Annotated in this window: 27 protein-coding genes; 11 read left to right on the top strand and 16 right to left on the bottom strand. The window is 69.1% G+C overall.

Annotated elements, in window-relative coordinates; genetic code table 11:
• The first annotated feature begins 33 nt into the window (after positions 1-33).
• Positions 34-804: an SDR family oxidoreductase gene (locus WU80_RS09525; RefSeq protein ID WP_055405750.1), complete on the top strand. Its 771-nt coding sequence runs from the start codon at positions 34-36 to the stop codon at positions 802-804.
• Here WU80_RS09525 and WU80_RS09530 read toward each other — a convergent pair.
• From WU80_RS09530 to WU80_RS09550, 5 genes are all read right to left on the bottom strand, one after another.
• Positions 789-1541, bottom strand: a complete 753-nt coding sequence (locus WU80_RS09530; RefSeq protein WP_231633786.1) for a YqjF family protein — start codon at positions 1539-1541, stop codon at positions 789-791. The genes WU80_RS09525 and WU80_RS09530 overlap by 16 nt on opposite strands.
• The gene (locus tag WU80_RS09535) at positions 1538-2197 is read right to left on the bottom strand and encodes a hypothetical protein (protein WP_055402280.1); all 660 of its coding nucleotides are present in this window, start codon (positions 2195-2197) and stop codon (positions 1538-1540) included. Before WU80_RS09535 ends, WU80_RS09530 begins: the two co-directional genes overlap by 4 nt.
• 46 nt (positions 2198-2243) lie before the next feature.
• Positions 2244-3476, bottom strand: coding sequence for a serine hydrolase domain-containing protein (locus WU80_RS09540; RefSeq protein ID WP_055402282.1), 1233 nt, complete (start codon positions 3474-3476; stop codon positions 2244-2246).
• 64 nt (positions 3477-3540) lie between these two features.
• The gene (locus WU80_RS09545; protein ID WP_055402342.1) at positions 3541-5364 is read right to left on the bottom strand and encodes a fatty acyl-AMP ligase; all 1824 of its coding nucleotides are present in this window, start codon (positions 5362-5364) and stop codon (positions 3541-3543) included.
• 100 nt (positions 5365-5464) lie between these two features.
• Entirely contained in the window at positions 5465-6532 is a 1068-nt protein-coding gene (locus WU80_RS09550; RefSeq protein ID WP_156349503.1) for a serine hydrolase, read from the bottom strand.
• 134 nt (positions 6533-6666) lie between these two features.
• On the opposite strand from WU80_RS09550, the gene WU80_RS09555 reads away from it, so the two are divergent.
• Positions 6667-7137: an SRPBCC family protein gene (locus WU80_RS09555; protein ID WP_055402287.1), complete on the top strand. Its 471-nt coding sequence runs from the start codon at positions 6667-6669 to the stop codon at positions 7135-7137.
• 38 nt (positions 7138-7175) lie between these two features.
• Here the strand turns inward: WU80_RS09555 and WU80_RS09560 are convergent, their stop codons facing one another.
• From WU80_RS09560 to aceA, 5 genes are all read right to left on the bottom strand, one after another.
• Positions 7176-7511, bottom strand: coding sequence for a hypothetical protein (locus WU80_RS09560; RefSeq protein WP_055402289.1), 336 nt, complete (start codon positions 7509-7511; stop codon positions 7176-7178).
• 69 nt (positions 7512-7580) lie between these two features.
• On the bottom strand, positions 7581-8744 hold the full coding sequence (locus WU80_RS09565; RefSeq protein ID WP_055402291.1) for an LLM class flavin-dependent oxidoreductase: 1164 nt from the start codon (positions 8742-8744) through the stop codon (positions 7581-7583).
• Positions 8745-8923: 179 nt separating this feature from the next.
• A complete protein-coding gene (locus WU80_RS25800; protein ID WP_055402293.1) occupies positions 8924-9325 on the bottom strand; it encodes a hypothetical protein in 402 nt (133 codons plus the stop codon).
• A 154-nt stretch (positions 9326-9479) separates the two neighbouring features.
• The gene (locus WU80_RS25805) at positions 9480-9689 is read right to left on the bottom strand and encodes a hypothetical protein (RefSeq protein WP_156349504.1); all 210 of its coding nucleotides are present in this window, start codon (positions 9687-9689) and stop codon (positions 9480-9482) included.
• Between the two features lie 364 nt (positions 9690-10053).
• Positions 10054-12342 carry an isocitrate lyase ICL2 gene (aceA, locus tag WU80_RS09580; protein WP_055402297.1) on the bottom strand — a complete coding sequence of 763 codons (2289 nt, stop codon included), beginning with the start codon at positions 12340-12342 and terminating at the stop codon, positions 10054-10056.
• 304 nt (positions 12343-12646) lie between these two features.
• On the opposite strand from aceA, the gene WU80_RS09585 reads away from it, so the two are divergent.
• Positions 12647-13021 carry a hypothetical protein gene (locus WU80_RS09585; RefSeq protein ID WP_055402299.1) on the top strand — a complete coding sequence of 125 codons (375 nt, stop codon included), beginning with the start codon at positions 12647-12649 and terminating at the stop codon, positions 13019-13021.
• Here the strand turns inward: WU80_RS09585 and WU80_RS09590 are convergent.
• Positions 13018-13734 carry an MBL fold metallo-hydrolase gene (locus tag WU80_RS09590; protein ID WP_055402301.1) on the bottom strand — a complete coding sequence of 239 codons (717 nt, stop codon included), beginning with the start codon at positions 13732-13734 and terminating at the stop codon, positions 13018-13020. The genes WU80_RS09585 and WU80_RS09590 overlap by 4 nt on opposite strands.
• 112 nt (positions 13735-13846) lie before the next feature.
• Between WU80_RS09590 and WU80_RS09595 the strand changes: the two genes are divergently transcribed.
• Genes WU80_RS09595 through WU80_RS09605 form a run of 3 tightly spaced genes read left to right on the top strand, consistent with a single transcriptional unit; the run spans position 13847 to position 15982 of the window.
• Positions 13847-14851, top strand: a complete 1005-nt coding sequence (locus tag WU80_RS09595; RefSeq protein ID WP_055402303.1) for a medium chain dehydrogenase/reductase family protein — start codon at positions 13847-13849, stop codon at positions 14849-14851.
• 45 nt (positions 14852-14896) lie between these two features.
• The gene (locus tag WU80_RS09600; RefSeq protein ID WP_055402305.1) at positions 14897-15343 is read left to right on the top strand and encodes an SRPBCC family protein; all 447 of its coding nucleotides are present in this window, start codon (positions 14897-14899) and stop codon (positions 15341-15343) included.
• Positions 15344-15388: 45 nt separating this feature from the next.
• On the top strand, positions 15389-15982 hold the full coding sequence (locus WU80_RS09605) for a YbhB/YbcL family Raf kinase inhibitor-like protein (RefSeq protein WP_055402307.1): 594 nt from the start codon (positions 15389-15391) through the stop codon (positions 15980-15982).
• A gap of 5 nt (positions 15983-15987) precedes the next feature.
• Here WU80_RS09605 and WU80_RS09610 read toward each other — a convergent pair whose 3' ends face one another.
• Positions 15988-17550 carry an NAD(P)/FAD-dependent oxidoreductase gene (locus WU80_RS09610; protein ID WP_055402308.1) on the bottom strand — a complete coding sequence of 521 codons (1563 nt, stop codon included), beginning with the start codon at positions 17548-17550 and terminating at the stop codon, positions 15988-15990.
• A 101-nt stretch (positions 17551-17651) separates the two neighbouring features.
• Between WU80_RS09610 and WU80_RS09615 the strand changes: the two genes are divergently transcribed.
• Complete coding sequence (locus WU80_RS09615; protein ID WP_055402310.1) at positions 17652-18251, top strand: TetR/AcrR family transcriptional regulator; 600 nt, start codon at positions 17652-17654, stop codon at positions 18249-18251.
• A gap of 31 nt (positions 18252-18282) precedes the next feature.
• Here the strand turns inward: WU80_RS09615 and WU80_RS09620 are convergent, their stop codons facing one another.
• Complete coding sequence (locus tag WU80_RS09620) at positions 18283-19152, bottom strand: LysR family transcriptional regulator (RefSeq protein ID WP_055402312.1); 870 nt, start codon at positions 19150-19152, stop codon at positions 18283-18285.
• 93 nt (positions 19153-19245) lie between these two features.
• Here WU80_RS09620 and WU80_RS09625 point away from each other — a divergent pair, with 93 nt between their 5' ends.
• Entirely contained in the window at positions 19246-19638 is a 393-nt protein-coding gene (locus tag WU80_RS09625; protein WP_055402314.1) for a tautomerase family protein, read from the top strand.
• Positions 19635-20612, top strand: a complete 978-nt coding sequence (locus tag WU80_RS09630; RefSeq protein WP_055402316.1) for a nitronate monooxygenase family protein — start codon at positions 19635-19637, stop codon at positions 20610-20612. Before WU80_RS09625 ends, WU80_RS09630 begins: the two co-directional genes overlap by 4 nt.
• Here the strand turns inward: WU80_RS09630 and WU80_RS09635 are convergent.
• The 3 genes from WU80_RS09635 to WU80_RS09645 are packed head-to-tail and all read right to left on the bottom strand — an operon-like array spanning position 20598 to position 23463.
• Positions 20598-21311 carry a hypothetical protein gene (locus tag WU80_RS09635; protein WP_055402318.1) on the bottom strand — a complete coding sequence of 238 codons (714 nt, stop codon included), beginning with the start codon at positions 21309-21311 and terminating at the stop codon, positions 20598-20600. The two genes, WU80_RS09630 and WU80_RS09635, sit on opposite strands and share 15 nt — an antisense overlap.
• Positions 21312-21326: 15 nt before the next feature.
• Positions 21327-22766, bottom strand: coding sequence for a class I adenylate-forming enzyme family protein (locus WU80_RS09640; RefSeq protein ID WP_055402320.1), 1440 nt, complete (start codon positions 22764-22766; stop codon positions 21327-21329).
• A 7-nt stretch (positions 22767-22773) separates the two neighbouring features.
• Positions 22774-23463 carry a hypothetical protein gene (locus WU80_RS09645; RefSeq protein ID WP_231633789.1) on the bottom strand — a complete coding sequence of 230 codons (690 nt, stop codon included), beginning with the start codon at positions 23461-23463 and terminating at the stop codon, positions 22774-22776.
• Positions 23464-23592: 129 nt separating this feature from the next.
• Here WU80_RS09645 and WU80_RS09650 point away from each other — a divergent pair, with 129 nt between their 5' ends.
• Together WU80_RS09650 and WU80_RS09655 are read left to right on the top strand one after the other, a co-directional pair.
• Positions 23593-24075, top strand: coding sequence for a carboxymuconolactone decarboxylase family protein (locus WU80_RS09650; RefSeq protein ID WP_055402325.1), 483 nt, complete (start codon positions 23593-23595; stop codon positions 24073-24075).
• Between the two features lie 13 nt (positions 24076-24088).
• Entirely contained in the window at positions 24089-24718 is a 630-nt protein-coding gene (locus tag WU80_RS09655) for a nitroreductase family protein (protein ID WP_055402327.1), read from the top strand.
• Positions 24719-24732 lie beyond the last annotated feature (14 nt).

Raw genomic sequence — 24732 nt, forward strand, 5'->3', positions numbered from 1 at the left:
GTTGACGGAGGCTCGTCTGAAAAGGGATATCGCATGAACGTCTTGGAATTGTTCGATCTGCGCGGCAAGCGGGCGCTGGTAACTGGCGCATCCAGCGGCATCGGCAAGGTGGTGGCGCGGGCCTACCTGCAGGCGGGCGCCGACGTGGCCATTGCGGCGCGGCGCACCGACGACTTGGAACGGGTGGCCCGCGAGATCGCGCCGGACGGTGCGGGCCGGGTGGTGCCGATCGGCTGCGACGTGACCCAGCCCGACCAGGTGACCGCGATGCTGGACTGGGTGACCGCGGAGTTGGGCGGCGTGGACATCGCGGTCTGCAACGCCGGCATCATCCCCGTGAACGGGATGCTGGACATGCCGCTGGAAGAGTTCGAGCGGATCCAAAAGACCAACGTCACAGGCGTTTTCCTGAGCGCGCAAGCGGCGGCCAGGGCGATGGTCCGGCAGGGGCAGGGCGGCGCCATCATCACCACCGCCTCGATGTCGGGCCACATCATCAACATCCCGCAGCAAGTGGGCCACTACTGCGCGTCGAAAGCGGCGGTGATCCACCTGACGAGGGCCATGGCCGTGGAGTTCGCGCCGCACAACATCAGGGTCAACAGCGTCAGCCCGGGTTACATTCGCACCGAACTGGTGGAGCCGCTCACCGAATACCACCGCCTGTGGGAGCCGAAGGTACCGCTCGGGCGGATGGGCCGGCCCGAGGAGCTCGCCGGTCTCTACCTCTACCTGGCCAGCGCGGCCTCCAGCTACATGACCGGTTCGGACGTCGTGATCGACGGCGGCTACGCCTGCCCGTAGCGCACGACGCTGGGGCGGCCGAACCGGGTTCGCACGCCGGGCGAGAAAAGCGCCCGCAACCGCTGGCCGGCGGGCCGCACCATGCTGGCGGCCACCAGCTCGTCGTCCAGCTCGACGATGTCGGCCGCGTGCAACGGCCACGTCGCGTGCTCGTTCGGTATCCACCAGGTCCGGCCGGCCTTGCGGGTGTGCGCGCCCCATCGGGCGGTGAGCCACACCTCCAGCGGTGTCGGTTCCACCCGGGCGCCGACGGCGACCTCGATCCGGCTGCGCAGGCCGCGGTGGGGCCAGCGGCGCACGCTGCGGTAGGTGACGCGGTCGCCGTACCGGTTGGTCCGCATCCGCGCCCAGTTGTACGGCACGCCCAGCGCGCCCCGGATCACCGGCACGACGGCCAGCCGGGCCGTTTCCAGCGACCGGAACAACACGCCGTGGCGGCCGGAGTCGTCGACCGAATACAGCCGCACGTTGGTCTCCGGAAAGCTACCGAAGTACGGAAGTCGCAGCGCCGAGCCGACTTTCGTGTGGCCCATCGCAAACGGGATCAGCCCGACATAGGTCATGCCGTCGAACACGTCGGGGCGGGTGCCGGGTGGGTACAGCGGTTCGACGGTGTCGGGCCGCACCGGCCAGTGGATGAAGGTGAGGTCGCGCCAGTACTGGTCGAAGGTCACCGGGCCGCGCAGGGGTGGTGGAGTGATCGGAAACCCGGCGAGGCCGTCGCCCGCCGCGCTCAACCCTCCAGCTCCCCGGAGATCCCCCGTTCGATCGCCGCTTGCATCGTTGCCGGCAAGACCACGAGGCCCTCGAGTTCCTGACGCGCCAAGTCATAGGCGTGCCGGCGCTCCTGCGGCGCGGCGGCCGGGTCCGACGCGACCCGCAACAGGCTCTGGGCCCGCGCGATTCGCTGCTGATCGGCGTGGGAGAAGTCGCTGCGGCGCTTGCGCGTCGCCTCGGTCTCGGCGGCGTTGAAGGCGGTCACGTAATCCTCGACGGCGGACAGGTATTGCGCGGCGGCTTCCCTGTCGTCGAGCAGGTCCTCGGCCTTGACCGGGCGCAGCAGGTCGGCCCGGAGCTTGGCCTTGTGGAAGGCGACCGTCAGCGGGTCGCGCATGTCGGTCATGAGCGGAAAGTCGAGGAGCTTGGCGACGTCGAGTTCGTACTCGAGCCAGCGCGCGTCGGTGCGGCGGTGCTCCTCGAGGATCCGGCGCAGCGACCGCCACTGGGCGACGTGGTTGTCGCCGGTGTCCGGTCGGGGTTCCGCGCGGTCGGTCTCTGGCGGTTGCTCCGCCCGTCGCCGGTTGGCGCCGAACGCGCGCACCGCGGCGACGGTCGCGCCCACCAGGGGCAGGACGACGATCAACAGCTCCGCCAACCGGATGAGCAAACCCACACGGCCAGGATGCCACCAGCGCAGGCCGTCGAGCGTCGGCGCGCGGTCATGTCTGCGGTCGCACCCCGAGCACATCGCGGAACAGCGCCTGCCGCACCGCGAGTTCGCGCGGGTCGCTCCACAGGTGAAACCCGAGCCGGTTCATGACGTAGGCGAACCCGACGCCGGTGTCGGGGTCGGCACAGCCGAACGATCCGCCGAAGCCGGGTGTTCCGAAGGCGGCGCCAGAGGAGCCGAATGCGAAGTGCGGCACGGGCTTACAGAGGCCGAGCGAATACGCCACGTCCACGTTCATCACCTTGTCGCGAACGCCGCGGCTCGGTGAGGGCGCCGGCGCCGCCAGCGCGCCGACCGTCTCGGCGGTGAGGCCGAGCTCCGCTCCCCCGGTGGCCGCGCTGCCGTACATGCGCGCCACCGACCGGGCCGTGCCGATGCCGTTGGCCGACGGGATCTCCACGGCCCGCACGTCGTCGCGGTTGTAGTCGCCGTTGAACGCGTTGACGCCGCGCGGGACGGCGATAGCGCGCGCCGTCAGGCCGACCGGGTTGAGCGAGGCGCCCACGAATCCCGGCGGCATCACGTTGAGGTGCAGTAGCGTTTCCGCGCGCACCCAGTTGTGGACGTGCGCGACCCGCTGCCGGTCCACCGAATCCGGCAGCCCGATGTGCAGGTCGAGCCCCAGCGGGCGGACGATCTCGTCGGCCATAAAGCGGCCCAGCGTGCGGCCGGCCGGGTCGGTCCGCCGGATCAGTTCCGATTCGTACCAGCCGAGCGTGATCGCGTGGTAACCGTGCCGGGCGCCCGGTGGCCACGCCGGCGCTTGGGCCGCCAGGATCGGCGACAGCTTCTCGGGGTCGGCGACGTCGGCCAGCGTCGGCTTCGGTTTGAGCGCGCACAGCCCGGCCTGGTGCCCCAGGAGCTGGCGGACGGTGACCTCACCCTTGCCCGCCTGCGCGAATTCCGGCCAGTAGTCGGCCACCCTGGCGTCGTAGGAGAGCAGTCCGCGGGACACGGCGACGGCGATGACCAGGGCGGCGACCCCTTTGGTCGTGGAGAACATGTTGACCATCGTGTCGGGCCGCCACGGTTGCTTGGCCACGCCGTTGCGGTAGCCGCCCCACAGGTCGACGACCTTGACACCGTCGCGGTAGACCGCCAGGGCCGCACCCACTTCCGCGCCGTCGCGGAAATTGGCGCGAAAGGCGTCCGCGACCTTCCCGTACCCGGCGTCCACATCGCCGCCGATCAGGTCGGCCGCCACCGCAACCTTGAGCACCATCGTCGCCTCCGAATGGAGACTAAGCCAGGCGCGGCGACGCGCAACGCTTTTCGGGCCGTCCGGGTCAGTGCGCCAGGTCGCGGCTCAGGTACTCGGCGCGGCAGGCCCGGCGCGCCAGCTTGCCGCTGGTGGTGCGGGGAATGGCGCCGGCCGGCAGCAAGCGCACGTCCGCGACCGGCACGCCGTGGCGGCGCAGGACCGCGGCACGGATGGCCTCGATGGCCGGCCCGGGGTCGACGCGGCTGGTGCCCGCCGCCCGCTCGGCGACAATCACCAGTTGCCGACCGGTGTTCCCGGCCGGCACGGCGAAGGCGGTCACATACCCGCGGCGGACAATCCCCGAGGCTTCGGCGACGGTGGCCTCGATGTCCTGTGGGTAGTGGTTGCGGCCGTCGACGCTGACCATGTCGGCGATCCGGCCCGTGACGTACAGCTCGCCGTCCAGATAGGTGCCCAGGTCCCCCGTCCGCAGCCACGCGCCCTCGAGGGTCGAACCCCCGGCGTGGCTGCCCTCGGCCAGGTGGGACCGCAGCCGGGCGCCGAACGCCCGCCGGGTGTCGTCGGGCAGCCCCCAGTAGCCGCGGCCGACGTTGTTGCCCTGCAGCCAGATCTCGCCGACGCGGCCGTCGGGAAGTTCGGCCCCGGTGTCCGGGTCGACGATGACGGCCCATTCGCTGCGGGCCACCTGACCGCAGGACACCTGCGGCACCGCCCCGGGCGCGTCCGCCGCGACCCGCACCGCGCGACCGGCGCCCAGCTCGTCGCGATCGAAGTAGGCGGGGGTCGCCTCGGCCGCGGGCGCGATGGTCGCGACGAACAGGGTCGCCTCCGCGATGCCGTAGGACGGCTTGAACGCCGTCGGCGGTAACCCGTAGGGGGCGAACGCGTCGTTGAAGGTGTTGATCGCCCCGATGCTGACCGGTTCGGAGCCGATGATCAGCACCACGTTGCTCAGGTCGACGTCGTCGCCGGGCGCGGGCAGGCCCCGCTGGGCCGTCCATTCGTAGGCGAAGTTGGGCGCGGCGGTGACGGCGCGGCCCGCCTCGGCCGACAGCGCCTTGATCCAGCGTTGCGGCCTGCGGACGAACGCGGCGGGCGACATCAGCGTGGAGTGTCCCCCGTAGACCGCCGGGAAGCCGATCATCGACAGGCCCATGTCGTGGTAGAGCGGCAACCAGCTCACACCGTGGGTGTTGCGGTCGAGCAGGTCGATCGAAAGGATCATCTGCACGAGGTTGGTGCCCACCGCCCGGTGCGTGATCTCAACGCCGACCGGTGGTCGCGTCGAGCCCGAGGTGTATTGCAGGTGGGAAACGTCGTCGTGGCATAACTCGGTGGGCGCGAACGATTTTCGTGCCGAGTCGGGTATCTCGTCGATGACGATGACCCGCGGCCGTTGCAAGTGCGGCAGCGTGCCCAGAAAGTCCTCGACGGCGCCCCGTGCCGCCGTCGTCGTCAAGACCGCCGTCGGTTGCGAATCACGCAGCGCCGTGTTCAGACGTTCCGCGTGCCCGGGCAACTCCGGCGCGAACAGCGGCACCGCGACGGTTCCCGCCTTGATCGCCGCGTAGAAACCCATCACGTAGTCGAGGCTCGGCGGCGCCAGGACCGCGACCCGCTCGCCGCGGCCGGCGACGCGTTGGACACCCGCGCCGATGGCCTCCAGCCGGACACCGAACTGGTTCCACGTCACCTCCTGGACACGCCCCTCCTCCCCGCGGCTGTAGTCCAGAAAGCGGTACGCCACCGCGTCGCCGACGTTCGCGATGTTGCGGTCGACGAGCGAGATCAGCGTGACGTCCGGCGGCGGCATGACGTTGCCCTCGGCATCCAGGCAGTCCTCGATGTCAAGCAAGCCGGGGGTCTGCTGTCGGGGGCCGATCTCCATGGACCCACTGTAGGAAACCGGCCCGGCAACCGGCGCGGACGCGAAGGTGATCATCGGCACGTTGCGCCCGAAGGCGTTGATCCGGAATCGAATTCGCGGGCTACGCCCAGAGCTTTTGCAACGCGTCGGCGAGGGCCTCCGGGTCTTGCTTGTCGGTGTTGCAGCTGACGGCCACCGAGGTGGACCGGTCCTTGCTGACCCGGAATGCGCTGACGAAGCCGCCCCAATCACCGTCGTGGTCCAGCGTGCCGTCGGCCAGCAGGTAGATTCCCGCCCCGTAGCGGTCACCGCCGCCCTTTTGGGTCGGTACCGCTCCAGCCAGTTGGGCGTTCAGCAGCGCGGGTCCACCGACTCGGCCGGTCCGATAATTGTCCGCCCAGACCACGAGTTGGCTCGGAGTTGTCTGAATTCCGCCGTCGCCGACCTGCTCCCAGCCAGACGCGATCGCCTCGCCGCCCTTCTCGTAGCCGACGGCCTTGCCGCGAATCGGCCCGGTCGGATCGACGACCATGCCCACGCCCAGGGGCCGGAAGAATTTTTCGGTGAGGACTTGCGATAGCGGTTGCCGCGCTACCCGGTGGACGATCTCGCCGAGCAGCAGGTAGTTGGAGTTGGAGTATTCGAATCGCGAGCCCGGGTCGAATTCCAGTGCGGTCACCGCGGCGAGTGCCTGCAGCGCCTGCTCCTCGGTGGTTCGGTCGCCGGCCTGGAACCCCTGCGCCTCCAGCAGCCCGACGTAATCGGGGATCCCGCTGGTCTGGTGCATCAACTGTCCGAGGCTGACCGACCGCGCCCACGCAGGCAACTCCGGCGCGTGCCGCGAGAGTGGATCATCGAGCGCCAGGCTGCCGGCGTCCACCAGCAGCAGGACGGCGCCCGCGGTGAATTGCTTTGACACCGAGGCGATGTCGAACACGGTGTCCGGGGTGATGGCCGCCTCCGTCGACGTGTCCGCAACACCGCGCACACCCGTCCAGACGACCTTTCCCCGAATGCCCACGGCTGCCGAGCATCCCGGCACGCTTGCGCCGACAGCGTCGTCGAGCACGCGTTGACTTCTGACCTTGGCGGCGGTGCGATCCGTGGTGGGGCTTGCGCCGGTGGCACCGTGGCCGCCACAGCCGCTGAGCGACAACAGGACGGCAAATAGCGAGATCGGCCGTCGCATGCGCTGATTGTAGGCATTCCCCGCGGTCCAGTCGGCGCTTCGGGTGAACCCCCGCCGGGTGGGTTGGGCGGTGAGCTGTAGCCTACGCGCGAGCGGCATGCAGGGTCGCCGATGAATTTTCCGGGGAGTTGGTCATGTCAGGAAGAACGTTCTCATTCGAGGTCAACCGCACCAGCACGGCGCCCGCCGCGACGCTGTTCCGGCTCGTGACCGACGGCGCCAACTGGTCGAAGTGGGCCAAACCCATCGTCGTTCACTCGAGTTGGGCGCGGCAGGGCGATCCGGCGCCCGGCGGGATCGGGGCGGTTCGCAAACTGGGCATGTGGCCGGTGCTCGTGCAGGAGGAAACCGTCGAGTACGAACAGGACCGCCGGCACGTGTACAAACTCATCGCGCCGTCGAATCCCGTGAAGGACTACGTCAGTGAGGTGGTCCTCACGCCGAACCCCGCGGGCGGCACCGACCTGCACTGGACCGGCTCGTTCACCGAGGGAGTGCGCGGGACCGGTCCGCTGATGCGAGCCGCCATGGGCGGTGCGGTGCGGTACTTCGCCGACCGGTTGGTCAAGACGGCCGAGCGCGAATCGAGCCGGGCAGGCGCATGATGGCCGCACCGCGCGGCCGCCACGCCCGCCGGCAGGGTCTAGGGGTTGTTGGCCTGCTGCTCGGTTAGCTGAGCCTGCTGCATGCTCTGCTCGAACTGCTGCTGGGCCTGTTCGTTCTGTTGTTCGGCCTGCTGCATCGACTGTTGCAGCTGTTGCTGATTGAGTTGCTGCTGCAGCTGGGCCTGGTCGTCGTCGTCATCGGCGGCAAAGCCGTTGCCGCCGAGAAGGTTTGGCGGTGTCTGGGGCGACACCGCCACGTCCGTCGGGCGCACTGATTCGTGCCCCGCGCCGAACAAGGCGAGAGTTCCGACGATGGCGGCGCCCGCGAAAGCGAGTTGCACCATTCGGAGCCGGTGGTCAGCGGTGCTGGTCATCCCTCAGTTGTGCGCCGAGAATCTAGCTAACAGCTGGGAAGCGGCTATCGCTCGACTATGAAGCGGTCGCTACTTGGACTCGACCTCGTCCTGATATTTCTTGGTCATGTGCGCGACGGCGTCCAACTGCGATTGCGCCAGGCTGTCCCGGGCCTGCCCCGCACGCGCGGCGGCATCCAGGGTTGGCTGCGCCTGGCCCTGGAAATGCGGCATCACCTCGGCGGCAAACAATTCGGCCGACCGCCGGGTGGCGGCCGGGTTGGCCCACTCGTGGCCCATCTGCAGCATGCAGCCGAACCCGCCGGATTGATCCCACAGCCGCTGCACCTGCTCCCGCGCGCGTTCGGGCGTGCCGATCACACCGGCCCCGTTTTCGTTGATGACGTCGATCATCTCGTCGAGCTGCTCGCCCGGCATCGTCATCTGTGGGAAGGCGGCCACCTTCTGGAAGTACCGGAACCACGGCTCGATGCCGAACTTCACCTCTTCGCGGGCCTGCTTTTCGGTTTCGGCGAGGTGGAACAAACCCACCAGGCTCCAGTTGGAACGGTCGACCCGGGTGCCGAAGGCCGCCGCGCGCTCCTCGACGATGCCCCAGTGGTACGAGAGGGCGTTGAAGCCCTCGACGGTCAGCGTCGCGCCGATGGACAGCAGGCCGATGCCGTGCTTGCCGGCCAGCCGCGCGCCGGTCGGCGACGCGACCGCGGCGACCGACAGCGGGATCCCGCCATCCGAGTAGGGCGCCAGCTGCAACTTGGCGTCGAACAGTTGGTGCGTGGCCGTCTTCGCGCTCACCGTCTCCCCGGCCAGTAGCCGCACGACGATGTCGAGATTCGTTTCCAGCAGCTCGCGCGTGTCCGTGGGGGTGAGCCCAATCATGGCGGAGTCGCTGGGAAGCGAACCCGGCCCCACGCCACCGATGATGCGGCCATGGGTGAGGTGATCCAGCAGCATCAGCCGGTCGGCAACCCAGAGCGGGTTGTGGTACGAGAGCGAAATGACCCCGGTGCCAAAGCGAATCCGCTTGGCGCGTTCGGCCGCGGCGGCGATGAACACCTCCGGCGAACTGATGATCTCGCTGCCGGCCGAATGGTGCTCGCCCATCCAAACCTCGTCGAAACCGAGGGCGTCGAGGTGCTCGATGAAAGCGAGGTCGCGCTGCAATGCGAGCGTCGGATTGGTGCCGGCCCGGTGGAACGGCGCGATGAAGTATCCAAACCTGAGCTTCGACATCGAGTTTCCCCTTGCATCGGAGTTGGCCAGAACCATAACCCGAATGCGGTGCCCGGCCTAGGCCGTCACGTGAGAACGCTCGATGGGCGAGAGGCTTTCAGCCGGCGGGGCCAGGTGCTCCCGGCCCCGCCGACTTGGGTAGCAAGCCTTGGTTTGTTGTGGTGCGCTAGCGCGGGATGTCAGTAGCCGCCGCACACGTTGCCGACGCACCCGCCGCCACCCCCCGGGCCGCCGCCGCCACCCCCGACGCCGGGGATGGTGCCGCCCCCGCCGCCCGGGCCGCCGCCGCCCGTGGGGCCGCCGGGGATGGTGCCGCCCCCGCCGCCCGGGCCGCCACCGCCGGTCGGGCCGCCGGGGACATCGCCGCCGCCACCGCCGGGCCCGCCGCCACCCGTGGGGCCGCCGGGGGTGCCGCCGCCACCACCGGGTGTGGACGGAGCCACGCTCGACGTGGGCGTGGTCGTCGGGGTGGTGGTCGTGCTGCTGTTCGGTCCCTTGCTGCCGCCGCCGCAACCGACGGCGAACACGAGCATGGCCGCGCCGCCGAACAGCGCGAACGAGGTCCTGGCTGCCGATCTCATCGCAATCCCCAATCCCCGCTTGCGCCTGTGCAAGTGGTTCACTTCTCCTTACCCGGGCGCACGCCCGGGCAAACGGGGATTGCGGAGTGGGGATTTCCGCCGATACAAACGCCGATGGCCCATCACCGGGATGGGCCATCGGAAAGCGATTCGACTAGCAGTCGAGCCCGGACACGCAGCCGGCAAGGGTGGCCTGGTGGACGCCGGCCGCGGCGTGCGCCGGCGCGATTCCGGACGACGAGTGCGTCGCCGGTGCCGCCGCGCCGCCCGTCGGGCCAACCGGCACCCCGCCGAAGCCGAGCGCCAAGGTCACCGCTGCCATCCCGCCGAGCGCGGCAACCGCCGTAGTGATTCGAGTTTTCATCAGCCGCTCCTTTTCCTCGAGCGCGTCGGACGAAGTGGCGCGCGTGTAACACAATGCTACACCTGTGCAACTATTGCTACAAGCAAGAGTTTTCCGACTACGGTCGAGCGGCGTGGGTGGTCATTCGAAGGTAGGAGAAAGAGCGGCGGACCGCGGCGCGTTGAGGGCCGATGGCCCATCTCGGGCTAATGGACCATCGGCGAGCCAAATCGTATCCTCGGACAACTGTTGCTATGCGGGATTCCGCCGAAATCGCCTGGTAAGAAATTTTCTTATTCGTAAATTGGACAGCGCACCCCGATGCCGGGCCGGGACGCGCGGACGCGTGCCGCTCTTATCCCGAAAGCGAACGGGCCGCCGCGCCCTAGGCCTCCTTGGTGATCAACTTCCGCAGCGCCACCCTGTCCGGTGTCAGCAGTTCGGCGATGCGGGGCTTGTTCACTTCGGCGACGATGATCTCGCCGACCTCCTGATAGACCTCGCTGAAGATGCCGTGCGACTTCATCTTCTCGGTCTGATACAGGTTGTCCTCGGTAGGCGTGACGTAGTAGACCGCGTCGGCCTTGAACCGGTGCACCAGCCAGAGGTGGATGAGCGTCATCAGCCGCTTCTGGCGTAGCTTCTCGGCGAAGGTGTTCTGGTCACGCACCTGCAGGATGCTGCGGCCGTGGCGGTCCTTGATCGGATCGACCACCACGTTGGCCAGCTGCTCGTCGCCGTTGCCATAGATCCCGAGCTCGAGAACGTCCGAACCGGCGCGGCGGGGCCGCAGGGTCACGCGCAGCTTCTCGCCCAGGTGGTAGTTGTCGCTCCACAGCGCCAGCCACTCCTCCAGCAGCTTCTTGGGCACCTCGGTCTGCGCGAGGTGCTGGTGCTGGGTCGAGCCCTTGCCCATCGCCTTGGTGGTCGCGGTGCGGCCCGACGAAGCGGCCAGCGCGGCGTCGCTGCGCGGCCCGCCGACCAGGGTCTGCGGGGTCCGGTACGGCGACTCGACCAGGCGCATCTTGCGCTGCAGCCGAGCGAGCGCCAGCATGCCGTCCTGCTGCAGCGACGTGGCGAACTCCTCGGCGGCGACGCCGTCGATCTGGTGACCGCCATAGGTGATGAAGTTGAAGACGAAGCCCATCTTGCCGAGCTCCTCGGGGAAGCGCTTCATCTCCTCGTCCGTCATCCCGGTGGTGTCCCAGTTGAACGACGGCGAAAGGTTGTAGGCGAGCATCTGGTCGGGGAATTCGGCGTGGATCGCCTCGGCGAACTGGCGCGCGTCGGCGAGGTCGGCGGTCTTCGTCTCCATCCAGAGGATGTCGGCGAACGGCGCGACCGCAAGCGATTTGGCGATCGCGTAGGGAATCCCGCCGCGGATCTGGTAGTAGCCCTCCGGGGTCTTGGACAGCTCCGGGTCCCACGGCGGGTCGACGCCCAGCTCCTTGGCCTTCTCCCGCGCGGCGTACAGCGACGCGTGCGCCGCGAACTGCGTCCACTCGTCGGGAGTCATGCTCGGCGGCTCGTCGTCCCGGTCGTCGAACGAGAGCACCTCGGCCACGGCCTCGCCGTAGGTCATCAGGCCCGCGTCGTCCTCCCAGGCCGCGACGAACCGCGACTCCACCTGGTCGAAAAGGTCGTCGATGGAATTCTGGCCGTCGTCACGCCACTGGGTGACGGCCTCGGTGACCAGGGCCATGATGCCCTGGCGCTCGAGCCACGCGTTGGCCAGGCTGTACTCGCTTTCGGCCAGGGCGTAGAGCAGGTGGCCGTTCAGTTCCTTGACGCCCAACTCGTAGAAGCGCCGCACCAGGGCCAGGAAGCAGCCCTTGTAGGACGGGATGTTGAGGTTCGTGGCGCCCAACAGGAACGGTTGGTCGCGCTCATCGGCGCGACTGTCGATGAGGTTGGCCGCCTCGGCGTCGGTGCGCGCGACGATGATGCCGGGAACCTTCATCACGTCGAGCTGGAATCGGGCCGCGTTGAGGCGCTTGATCTGTTCGTCGGAAGGCACCAGCACCTTGCCGCCCTGGTGGCCGCACTTCTTGGTGCCGGGCCGCTGGTCCTCGATGTGGTAGCCGGCCACGCCGACCTCGACGAAGCGGCGAATCAGGTTGCGCACGTGCGGGTCACCGCCGTGGCCGGTGTCCGCGTCGGCGATGATGAACGGCCGGTAGTCGTACTGGGGGGTGGTCGCGCGCTGGCGGTCGTTCATCTGCAGCCGCAGGTACTGCTGATTGCGGTCGGCGGTCAGCAGGGCGCGCACCAGGACCGCGGCGTCGTCGGGCACCTGGCTCAACGGGTAGCTGGCGAGGTCGGGGCCGGGGTCCTCGGTGGTGGAGCCCTTGGCCGACGTCGCCCAGCCGCCCAGATAGATGCCCTCGATGCCCATCCGTTTCATGGCGACCGCCTGGCCCGGCGAATAGGGGCCGAAGGTGGTGATGCTCTTCTTGGCGGCGAACAGCTCGCGCAGCCGGTCGTAGAAGGCCACCGCCGCGTTGCGCGCAACGGCGTAGTCGGTGGGGATCGTGCCGCGCTGCTCCACTACCTGGCGGGCCGTGTACAGGCGGGTGATGCCGGCGAAGCGCGGGCCGTCGATGTACCGCTGCGTGGCGGCGAGCTCGTCTTCGAACGATGTCCGGACTTCGGTGTCCGTGTCAATGATGGCCATGGCCTTACGCTCCTGTTCGGCACGATTTCCCTGACCGAGAGTCTATCCCCGGGGATGACCGTTCAATCAGGGGTCGAAAGACCCGTGCCGAAACCGTGATCGCCGGGGCCCCGGCCCGCTGCGGCACACATAACCCTCCGCGCGCGGCCAGGCCGAGCGTGGGGGCCGATGGCCCGGGCTTTGGCGTCGATGTGCCTGGTGCCCAAAGGGTTTCGAAACCAACGCGGTCGTCGCTCCGGGTCGGCCGTCGCGGGAATGCAAAGAAAACCCAGCGCGCCCAGCAAACTCGGTGTAGGGTATCGCCGTGCCCACAGAATTGCGGTATGAGCGGTGGTACCTTCCCCTGTCGGTTCCCGTCGGGCTGGGCCCGAAGCGCAGCGAGCTACGGGTGGAGGCGGGAACCCTGCACGTGAAAATGGGCTGGGCCTTCGACGCCCACATTCCCCTGGCGTCTATCACCAGCGCCGCGCCGGCGCAGGACAAAGTGCTGACCATGGGCGTGCACTACGCGAAGGGCCGCTGGCTGGTCAACGGGTCCGGTAAAGGCTTGGTGACCCTGACGATTGAGCCTCCGGTGGAGGCGAAGGCCGTGGGCCGAACGGTGTCGCTGCGCGCGTTGTGCGTCAGTGTCACCGACCCGGACGCGCTGGTTGCCGCCTGCACGGGGACCCGCACTTAGCCCGGTTCGGCGGCCGCCCGGTGGGCCAGCCAATCCCGCTGGCGCCGGACGAATCCCGCGTCGACGACGTTGCCGTGCCCCGGCACGTAGCGGGCATCGGGTCCGCCGATCGCGAGCAGCCGATCGAGGGTGGCCGGCCAGGCCGTCAGATCCGAGTCCGCGTCGATGAAGGGGTCGGCGGACTCCTCGATCAGGTCGCCGGTGAACACCACGTCCGGGTCGGCGTCCCCGCCCGGAGCGATCACCACCAGGTCCGAGGTGGTGTGGCCGCGGCCAGGGTGGGCGACCGTCACGGTGCGGTCGCCGAGGTCGATCGCCGCGTCATAAACCCCGTGGCGTGGGGGCCGCAGGGCCGCGATCGTGCGGTCGAGTGCCGCGGCGTCGGCGCCGTATTGCAACGCGTGCTCGCGCATCCGGTCGGTACCCGACGTTAGGTATTCGACCACCTCGGGCGCGCAATAGACGTCGGCGTCGGTGAACAGCGCGGAGCCCAGCACGTGGTCAAAGTGCTTGTGCGTCAGGACGATATGGCTGACCGGGCGGCCGGTGAGCCGCCGCACGTCGGCGTCGATCGCGGCGGCCTCGGCGAGGGTGGTGCCGCTGTCGATCAGCATCACCCCGGTGCGCCCCCACACCAGGCCGACGGTGACATCGCAGAACCGCAGCCGGCACCGATGCACGGTGGCCGTCAACCGCTCCCAGGCGATATGCACATCCTGAAACCTAGCCGCTCGGCGGTGACGCCGGGCGGAACGGTTGACACGCCCCGAATGGCCGACATAGTGGACGACACCAGGATGGTCTGAGCGGCGAGAGGAGCTGGCGGTGCGCGCAGTCGTCATCACCAAACGCGGTGATCCGTCGGTGCTGCAAGTCCGGCAGCGGCCGGATCCCCCGCCGCCGGGCCCGGGACAGCTGCGGGTCGCGGTGCGCGCCGCGGGGGTGAACTTCGCCGATCACCTCGCCCGCGTCGGGATGTACCCCGACGCGCCGAAGCTGCCGGCCGTGGTCGGCTATGAGGTAGCCGGGACGGTGGAGGCCGTCGGCGACGGTGTGGATGCCGGCCGCGTGGGCGAGCGGGTGCTGGCGGGCACCCGATTCGGCGGTTACGCCGAGGTTGTCAACGTGGCCGCGAGCGACTCGGTGCCGCTGCCCACGGCGATGAGCTTCGAACAGGGCGCCGCCGTGCCGGTCAACTACGCGACCGCGTGGGCGGCCCTGCACGGTTACGGGTCGCTGCGCGCGGGTGAGCGCGTGCTGGTGCATGCCGCCGCCGGCGGCGTGGGCATCGCGGCCGTCCAGTTCGCGAAGGCCGCCGGCGCCGAGGTGCACGGCACCGCGTCGCCCGCCAAGCATCGCAAGCTCGCCGAGCTCGGGGTGGACCGCGCGATCGACTACCGCCGCGACGGTTGGTGGCGGGGCCTCGAGCCCTACGACCTGGTGCTCGACGCGCTGGGCGGCACGTCGCTGCGGCGGTCCTACGATCTGCTGCGCCCCGGCGGAAGGCTGGTGGGATACGGGGTGTCCAACCTGCAGCATGGCGAAAGGCGCTCCCTGCGGGCGGCCGCGCCGCACGCGCTGGCGATGCTGCGCGGGTTCAACCTGATCGACCAACTCTCGGACTCCAAGGCCGTCATCGGCCTCAACATGCTGCGGCTGTGGGACGACCGCGGCACGCTCGAGCCCTGGATCACGCCGCTGACCGAGGCGCTCGACGACGGGACCATCGCGCCCGTCGTGCATGCGGCGGTGCCGTTCGAAGACGCGCCGGAGGCGCATCGCATCCTGGCCGCGCGGGAGAACGTCGGCAAGGTGGTCCTGGTGCCGTGACTTCGCGCGAGTTTTCATCGGCCCCGTAGCGGTTATCTTTCCCCCATGGCTATCACCGACTCCCGCGACGTCGTCATCGAGGCGACGCCCGACGAGATCATGGACGTGCTCTTCGACATCGAGTCGCTGCCCGAGTGGTCGTCCTTTCACAAGAAGGTCGAAATCCTCGAGCGGGACGATCAGGGGCATCCCAGCAAATCGCGGCAGGTCGTCAAGATCGTCGGGGTCAGCGACGAGCAGGTGCTCGACTACTCCGTCGAGGACGACGGCGTGGGCTGGACGCTGGTGAGCTCCAAACAGCAACGCGCACAAGAGGGTCGCTACACGCTGAAGCCCGATGGCGACACAACCCGGGTCCACTTCGAGCTGACCGTGGATCTCACCGTGCCGGTGCCCGGGTTCCTCGTCAAGCGAGGGTCCAAGGGGCTGATGGACACGGCGACCGACGGGCTGCGCAAAAGGGTGCTCGAAGTCAAGAAGCGCGGCAGTTAGCGGCGGCGCTTCCCGACCGCCGCCGCGCGGGCCACACTGTTCGGTATGAACAGGTTTCAACAAGTCGCGTCGGCGGTCGGCGGGCTGGTGGTGCTCGGCGCGGTGGCCGCCTGCGGCGGCCACGGTGACAGCCGGGTGACGGCGCCCTCGACGCCGAAGGTGACGACCCTTGGGCGGACCGTCCCGGCCGCGCCCGCCGGCGGCCCGCTGACCATCAGCAGTCCGGCATTCGCCGACGGCGCACCGATTCCCGTGCAGTACACGTGCAAAGGGGCGAACACGGCGCCGCCGCTGACATGGTCGGCGCCGTTGGGGGCGGCGCTCGTGGTCGACGACCCGGATGCCGTCAACGGGTTGTACGTGCACTGGGTGGTGACCGGGATCGCTCCCGGTGCGGGCAGCACCGCCGAGGGTCAGACGCCGGCCGGGACCACCACGCTGCCGAACACGGCCGGCCAGCCCGCCTACAAGGGGCCCTGCCCGCCGGCGGGAACCGGCACGCACCACTACCGGTTCACCCTCTACCAGCTTCCCAACGACTACCAGTTGCCCGACGGCCTGGCCGGCGTGCAGGCGGAGCAGACGATCGCGGGCGCGGCGACCGCGCAGGCGCGACTCACCGGAACCTTTGGAGGCTGAAGGTTCTAGGCCATGTCCTCGAGCGCCTGATAGCCGGCGTTGTAGCCGGGGGTAAACGTGATACCCGGACCGCCATGACATCCCGCGCCGCCGAGGTAGAGGCCCTCGATGGGAATCGGGAAGTCGAGAAATCCCTTGGGCCCCGGCCTGTTCGGGCCCATCAGGTCCGGATGCAGCAGGCCGTGGCAGAAGTCGCCGGCGGGCGCGCCGAACATCGTGTTCATGTGGTAGGGCGCAAACGTGATGTGCCGGATGACGATGTCCTTGAAGTTCGGGGCCAGCCGGGTGATCTTGTCGATAACGCGCCCCGCCATCTCGTTCTTGAGCCGGCCGTGCTCCTGGCGGTCGACTTCGACCGGGAAGGCGTAGGCGTACGCGCTGGCCGCGTGCTTGCCGGGCGGAGCCATGCCCGGGTCGTGCACGGACGGGATCTGCATGCCCATCGACGGGTTGTCCGGCACGATGCCCCGGCGGCAATTCTCCCAGTGCAGCTGTTGCTCTTCCGGATCGCCGAAGATGCCGACCGACTGCTGCATGCCTTCCTCGTTCAAGAACTCATACGGCGGGGCGAATTCGGGCAGCCCGTCAAGGGCGAAGTGGATCTGGACGAAGGAAGCCCGGTGGTCGCGTCCGGATAGCCGCGAGACCAGCTCCGCCGGAACATGTTCCGACGCGATCAGTTCGGTCAGCGTCAGATCGGGCGCGAGGTTGGAGATCACGATCGGGGCGGTGATGCTCGATCCGTCGCGTAGCCGCACGCCGGTCACCGCGCCGTGGTCGACGAGGATCTGCTCCACCTTCGCGCGGTAGCGGATCTCACCGCCGTGGGAGACGAACAGCTCGCGCAGGTGCTCGGTGAGCGCGCCGATGCCGCCTTTGAGCTTGGTCATCATGGCCGTGCTGTCGTCGGGCACGGCCAGGGCGAAGGCCAGGCAGGTGGCGCTGCCCGGCGTGTAGGGCCCCCGGTAGGTCGAGTTGATGGCCAGGAACGCGAGCATTCCGCGCATCACCGCGTGCTTGTCCTTGTCGGGCAGGTAGCGGTCGATGACGTCCATCGCCGATCCGAACAGCATTTCGTGAATGGCCCGCCGCTCGGCGTCGTTGGCCGCGCAGGCATACATCTCGTCGATGGTCTTGGGCGGCGTGCGGACATCGAAGCGGCCCAACGCCTTTGCGGGCCCCTGGCTCCACCCGATCAATTCGGCCATGCCGGTGACGGCTTCCATGCCGTGCTTGGAGCCCAGGTGCGTCATCAGCTGCATCGGGTCGCGGTAGAAGATCATCGGCTCCTCGCCGTGGTCGCCGATGTTGGTGGACATCACCTCCGGCTCAACCGTGGGCAGGGTGTCCAGCCCCAGATCCTTGGTGATCTGGCTGGCGGTCGGGAACTGGACGGAGCCGGCGATTTCGTAGCGGAAGCCGTCGATGAGCTCGACGGTCGCCGCCATGCCGCCCGCATAGGTGTTGGCTTCCAGGCACAGGGTCCGCAGGCCCGCGCGCTGCAGGATCGCGGCGGCGGTCAATCCGTTGTGGCCCGCTCCCACGACGATCGCGTCATAGTCCGGCATGGCTTCCTCCCTCGGGTCGGCGCGTGACAAGAATATGTCAGTACTGACATAATTGGAAGATGTCGGTCCTGACTGTTGGCCTGGGATACCATTCCGGTGGGATGACCGCGCCGACGAACCGCCATGAGCTACGCCGCCGATCGACGCACGAGGCGCTGCGCCGGGCGGCATTGAAAAGCTTTGCGCGCAAGGGCTTTACCAATGTCACCGTGACCGAGCTGGCCCGGGAGGCCGGCGTCACCGAGCGGACCTTCTTCCGCCACTTCCCCACCAAGGAAGCGGTGCTGTTCCAGGACTACGAGACGCAGCTGGAATGGCTGGCCGAGGCGCTCGCCGGCCGCCCCGCCTCCGAGTCACTCTTCGACGCAGTGCTGGCGAGCGTGGCGGCCTTCCCGCACGACCTCGAAGTGGTCCGCCAGGCCGCGACCGCCCGTGCGGAGTTGATCAGTGCCGACCGGATCGAGGGCCATCTGCGGGTGGTGCAGGCGTCGTTCGCCCGAGTGCTGACCGACTTCGTCCGGGCCCGCAACCCGGACGTGGCGAACGTCGACCTGCTCGCCGAAGTCGCGGGCTCGGCCCTGGCGGCCGGCCTCGTTGTGGCGGTGGAGAATTGGGGCCGCAACGGCTGCGCCGGCGACCTCGGCGAACTCGTGGCATCCAGCCTGCAGGTGCTGCGCTCGGGTTTGGCGCCGCTCGCCTGACCCGTCGAATGCGCAAACCTTGAGCACACGGTCAAGCGTTCTGCGCGCTCGCGACGGCCGCTTCGACGAAGCGGCGCAGCACGGCGTTGTGAGCGCGCGGCAGAAACGCCAGGGCCACCGGGCTCACGGGCGCTCCGCGCAAAGCGACGAACCGGACGCCGGGGTGAATGTTGCGGCGAACGGCGACGTCGGGGATCACACCGATGCCGCGATCCGCCGCGACGGATTCGAGCCACTCGTCGAAATTGGTTGTCTCCACGATGGTTTCCGGCCCCTCGCCGGGGGGCCACGACCAGGGCCCGGTGGTGCCGCTGGCGGTGTTGACGACCAGCGGCCAGCGCGGGACCTGGGCCCAGTCCAACTCCGATCGGCCGGCCAGCGGTGAGTGCACCGAACACACGGCCACCCGGGACTCGTCGAAGAGGTGCACCACCCGCACGGCGGTCGACGTCACGTGCCCGCGGACGACGGCGACGTCGACCTTGCCCTGTTGCACGGCGCTCAGCGCATCGTCGGTGCGGACCAACCTGACCCGCGCCCCGGTGGTTCGTTCGAAACGGGCGACGGTGTCCTGCGCCCACGGGTCGGGCAGCAACCAGCTGAATCCGAGGCCGATGCTCGCCTGCCGGCGCACGGCGCCGACCGCAAGTTCCAGCTCCGCGAGGATCCGCTCGATGTCATGGAGGAACGCCCGGCCGGCCCGGGTGGTCTCGACGTGCCGCGAACTGCGATCCACGAGCGTCGCGCCGAGCGCGTCCTCCAGTTGGCGGATGGTGCGGCTGAGCGCCGGTTGGGTGATGCGGAGTTCGTCGGCGGCCTGGGTGAACGACTTGAGCCGCGCCACCGCCTCGAACGCCCGAAGGTGGCGCAGCTCGACTCGGCCACCGTCCAACGCGCCCATGCCCGAGAAGCATAGATCGATGACAGCGGGCATTTCACAGCCGACCTGGGCGGACCTACCGTCGAAGCCAGGAGATAGATCAGAGGAGACAAGATGCCACTGCTGTACATCGACCTCGTCGAGGGCCGCACGCCGTCGGAGGTGCGGGCGTTGCTCGACGCCGTTCACGAGTCCGTCGTCGACGCGTTCGGCGTGCCGCCGCGCGACCGCTACCAGGTGGTGCGCACCCACCCCGCCCACGAAATCGTCGCGCTGGACACCGGATTGGGCATGACCCGTTCGGCGCGCCAGGTGATCGTGCACATGGTGAGCCGGCGCCGCACACGGGTGATGAAGGAGAAGTTCTTCGAGCTGCTGGCGACCAATCTGGCGGAACGATGCCAGCTCGACCCGGCCGATCTCATCGTCTCGATCACCGAAAACACCGACGAGGATTGGTCTTTCGGCCACGGCCGGGCGCAGTTCCTCACCGGGGAGCTGACATGACCCTGGACACTCGGCTGACCAAATTTTTCGGTGTCCGGTACCCGGTGGTGCTCGCCCCGATGGCGGGCATCTCCGGAGGGCGCCTGGCGGCGGCGGTGACGTCGGCCGGCGGCCTGGGCCTCATCGGCGGCGGTTACGGCGATTCCGATTGGTTGGGACGCGAATTCGACCGGGCCGCGGGGGCGGCGGTCGGATGCGGGTTCATCACCTGGAGCCTGGCCCGCCAACCCGAGCTGCTCGAGGCGGCTCTGCAACGGCGGCCCGCCGCGATCATGCTGTCATTCGGCGAGCTGCAGCCGTTCGCCGACCGCATTCGCGCCGACGGCACCCCCCTCATCGCGCAGGCGCAGACGCTCGACCATGCGCGCCAGGCCCTGGACGCCGGCGCGGACGTCATCGTGGCCCAGGGCGGCGAGGCCGGTGGGCACGGCATGACCGCGCGCTCCACCTTCACGCTGGTGCCCGACGTCGCCGACCTCGTCGCCGCACGCTCACCGTGCACGCTCGTGCTGGCGGCGGGCGGGGTCACCGACGGCCGGGGGCTGGCGGCGGCGCTGGCGCTCGGCGCCGACGGCGCCCTGGTGGGCACCAGGTTCTGGGCCTCCCCGGAGGCGTTGGTGTCGTCCCGCGCCCACGAGCGGGCGCTGGCGGCCAGCGGCGACGACACCTTCCGCACCCGCGCCTTTGACCTGGTCCGGCGGCTCGATTGGCCCGCCGGCTACAACGCGCGGGCGCTGGGCAACACCTTCCTCGGCACCTGGCACGGCAACGAGGACCGGCTTTCTTCCGCGCTGCCCGAAGCGGTGGCCGCCTACGAAAAGGCAGTCGCCGCAGAGGATTTCGATACCGCCGCCATTCTCGTCAGCGAAGGGGTGGGGCTGCTGCGGCAGGTCCGGCCGGCGGCCGACATCATGGCCGACATGGTCGAGCAGGCCGCCCGGATCCTCAACCGACCGGCCTCAGTACAGCGGTGACCAGTCCGACGTTCGCAGCAGGCGGCTTTCCCACTGATCGCGGTATTTCAGCGCCTCGACCATGTAGCTGCCGGGCCGCCGGTGCTCGGGCGCCGTCTCGGTGGTCAGCAGGTGGACCAGCGCGGCGTAGTTGTTGAAGTCCTCGATCTTCTGCCACAGCATCGCTTCTCGTCGGCGGTGACTGCCGTGCGCGACCTGAAAGCACGCCTGGATATCGAGGATCCGCCGCTCTTTCGGGGCTTTGGACAGCAGCCGGTAATAGATCTCGTCCCACATCCGGATGTAGTCATCGAGCGCGGCGTCGGGCCAGCCGGTGTCTTCCATGAACAGGCTCAGCTGGTGGGTCGCACCGTCGGTGGGCACCGTGGCCAGGTCCACCGTTTGCAGCGGTGACCAGTCGACGGGAAGCAGGAGCTTGCCCGTCACCTCGTGGCGCAGGTTGTCCAGCTCACGCATCCAGGGCCGCAGGTCGCCGCCTTGTGTCCGGCGCGCGAGCCTTTCCCAGGCCGCGCCGTCCACGACGCCGGTGATGGTGACCACGTTGTAGGACAGCCCGGACCCGTGGGCGTGATTGGTGTACCAGAGCAGTCGGGCGTCGTCCCCCTCGGCCAGCGTCGGCATCCAGCCCTCGCGGTAGGCGGCCTCGAATTCGTCCTGCCGGGCGCCGACCACCTTGTGCGTCTCGTGAAGGAAAAGCATCGAAACTCCTTGCGGTCAAGCCTGTTCGGCGATCAGCGCGGCCAGCCGGCGACGGTTGACCTTGCCGGTCGAGCTGTAGGGGATGTCGTCGACGATCGCCAGCCGCTCGGGCAGCTTGAAGTAGGCGATCGACTCACGACAGTGCGTTCGCAGCTGTTCGAGGGTCACCGGGCCGCTGGTGACCACCGCCGCCCCCACCCGCTGCCCGAGTTCGTCGTCGGCGATTCCGGCGACCGCGGCGTCACGCACCGACGGGTGTGAACGAAGCGCTTCCTCGACTTCGATCGGCCCGAACTTCTCGCCCCCACGATTGATGGTGTCGCTGAGCCGCCCGCTGGGGAAGATGTAGCCGTCGGAATCCCGGCGGGCGAGGTCACCGGTGCGCAGCCAGCCCTCGGTGACGTTCTGGGTGGTATTCACCCACAACTCGCCGACCGCTCCGGTGTCGACGTCTTCCCCGGTCTCCGGGTCCACGACGCGCACGTCGACCCCGGGCAGGGGCCTGCCCACGGATCCGGCCCGGGCGGGATCGCGGTGATCGGCCGGTAGCAGCGTCGTGTACGCGCCGAGGGTCTCGGTCTGGCCGAACACGTTCGCGAAAGCCACGTGCGGGAGGGCGGCCATCGCCCGGCGCACCAGCTCGACCGGCGCGGCCGCCGCCCCGTACGCGACGGCGATCAGTGAGGACAAATCGGCGTCGGCGAAGCCGGGATGGTCGAGGATGCGCTGCAACATCGTGGGGACCAGGAACGTGGTGGTCACCCGATGTTCTGACACCAGGCGCAACCAGTCGCCGGCGTCAAATCGCTGCTGTATCACCGACGTGTTGCCCGAGTAGAGGCTGCCCAATATTCCCAGCGAGCCGCCGACATGGAAGAACGGAACGCACATCATGCCCACCGAGGGTTTGGCGTCGGCCCGGAACGGCGCCGCCATCCCCTCGATCCGCCTGGCCAGCTGCCGGTCGCTGATCGCGACGGCCTTCGGCAATCCCGTTGTGCCGCTGGTGAACAGGACCACGGCATCGCCCTCGACGTCGAGCGCGGGCGGCGCCGAGGGGCCGACGCCGCCCAGCAGCTCGGCGCCCGTCACCACCGTCGGCGCACCGGCGTCGCGGACCCGGTCGGCGTACGGCTCCCCCGCGACGGCCACCTCGCCACACCCCGCACCCGTCAAAAGCCCGTGCAACTCAATCGGTGTCAGCGCCGGGTTCATCAGCGCGGCCGCCGCGCCGATGCGGGCCGCCCCCAGCACCGTCGCGATCGAGAGCACGCTCCCGCCGTCGACCACCGCGACGCGCTGGCCGGGCGTCACGCCGCGGTCGGCCAGGCCGGCGGCGCACCGGCGCACGGTCGCCGCCAGCTCGCCGTAACCGATCGACCGCCCGTCGACGATGAGCGCGACGCGGGCGGGATCGCCCGTCGCGGCCGCCTCGAGCATCGTTGAAATATTCATCGCCGGCTCAGTACAGGGGTGACCACGCGGAGGTGCGCAGCAGCCGGCTGGTCCACTGGTCCCGCAGGTGCAGCGCGTCGTGCATCCAGGTGCCCGGGGCGCGGTATTCAGGCGGAATCGGGGTCTTCAGCAGTTCGAGCAATTGCTCGGGCCGCTGAATGCGCTGCATCAGGACGACCTCGCGGTGCAGGTGGCTGCCGAGCGCGGGCTGAAAAGCCGCCTGGATCAACAGCATTGACGACGGCCGCTGCAGGCTTTGGGCGTACACGTCGCCGCTGCGTTCGATGTACTCCTCGAACTTGTCCGGGTACGGCCACATGGTGTCTTCCATGTACAGGCTGAGTTCGTGCTCCCGCCCGTCGACCGGCACGTCCGCCCACGGCATGTCCTGCAGCGGCGACCACGGCAGCGGTGCGAGCAGCTTCGCCTCGACGTCGTAGCGCAGCTCGTCCAGCTCACGCATCCACGACTGCAGGTCGCCGCGTTGCACCCGGAGCGCCAGGCGTTCCCACGCCGTTCCGTCCCTGACGGCGGTGACGGTCACGACCGTGTAGGACGGACCGCTGCCCTGGGCATGGTCGGCATACCAGAGCAGCCGCGCGTCGTCACCGGCGGCGAGCATGGGCAGCCAGCCCCGCCGGAACGCGGACTCGAAGTCGTCTTCGCAGCGGCCGCGCACCTTGTGCACCTCGTGCATGAACAGCACGTCGAGACGGTAACTCCGAACGCGTGGCCGGGTCTACGGCGGCGCCACTGCGCCCTGGACAGTCGGGTGGCGAAATGGTTTGCTCGACTCAGTAATTACCTCACCGGGCAGGAGTCGCCGATGGCCCGTCTCAACGTGCCGGATGGCCCGGGCGGCGAAGCCGCCATGATCTGGACGCTGCGGCCGCAACTGGGCGACATGGTGGAGCGGATGATCCGCGGCGCATACCAGCAGAGCGTTCTGCCGGCCGACGAGCGCGAGCTCGCCAGGATGCGCATCGCGCAGATCAACGACTGCGCGGCGTGCTCCGGGTTCCGGGCCCAGTCCGTGCTGGACGCCGGCGTCGCGCCGGAGCTGTACGACAACGTCGCCGCGTACGCCACCTACCCCGGCTACACGCCGCGTCAGCGGCTCGCGATCGAATTCGCCGAGCGGTTCGCGACCGACCATGCGTCGCTGGACGACGCCTTCTTCGGGCGGCTCCGCGAGTCGTTCTCCGACCCCGAGATCCTCGACCTCACGCTGTGCGTGGCGGTGTTTTTGGGCCTGGGGCGCTCGTTGAGCGTCCTGGGTGTCGATCAGTCGTGCGCAATCGATCTCTAGTGAGGAACGCCGGATGGACCTAGCCACGGTCGACGAACTGCTGAGCACCACCCGCTCGGTGCGCAAGCGCCTCGACTTGGACCGGCCGGTCGGCCGCGACGTGATCCTCGAATGCATCCGGCTCGCGATGCAGGCGCCCACCGCCAGCAACACCCAGGACTGGCGCTGGTTGGTGATCACCGACGCCGACAAGCGCGCCGCCATCGCCGAGATCTACCGCAGCGTCGGCGCCGAGTACCTGGCCTACGCCGCCAAGGAGGCGTCCGACCCGCAAACGCAGCGGGTGTACGCGAGTGCCCTGAGCCTCACCGACACGCTGGGCAAGGTTCCCGTCCACGTCATCCCGTGCCTGGCGAACCGCATCGACAACTCCAACCTGTTGATCGCCGCGTCGGCCTGGGCGTCGATCATCCCGGCCGGCTGGAGCTTCCTGCTGGCCCTGCGGTCCCGTGGCCTGGGATCGGTGTGGACGACGATGCACCTGGCCAAGGAGCGGGAAGTGGCCGAGCTGCTTGGCATTCCGGACACGGTCACGCAGGCCGCGCTGTTCCCGGTCGCCTACACCGTCGGCACCGACTTCCGGCCGGCCGCGCGGCCGCCCGCGGAGACGGTCACGTTCTGGGACAGCTGGGGAGACGGCTGATGCAGTCCTACACC

This window comes from Mycobacterium sp. UM_11, from assembly GCF_001414075.1.
GTDB lineage: Bacteria > Actinomycetota > Actinomycetes > Mycobacteriales > Mycobacteriaceae > Mycobacterium.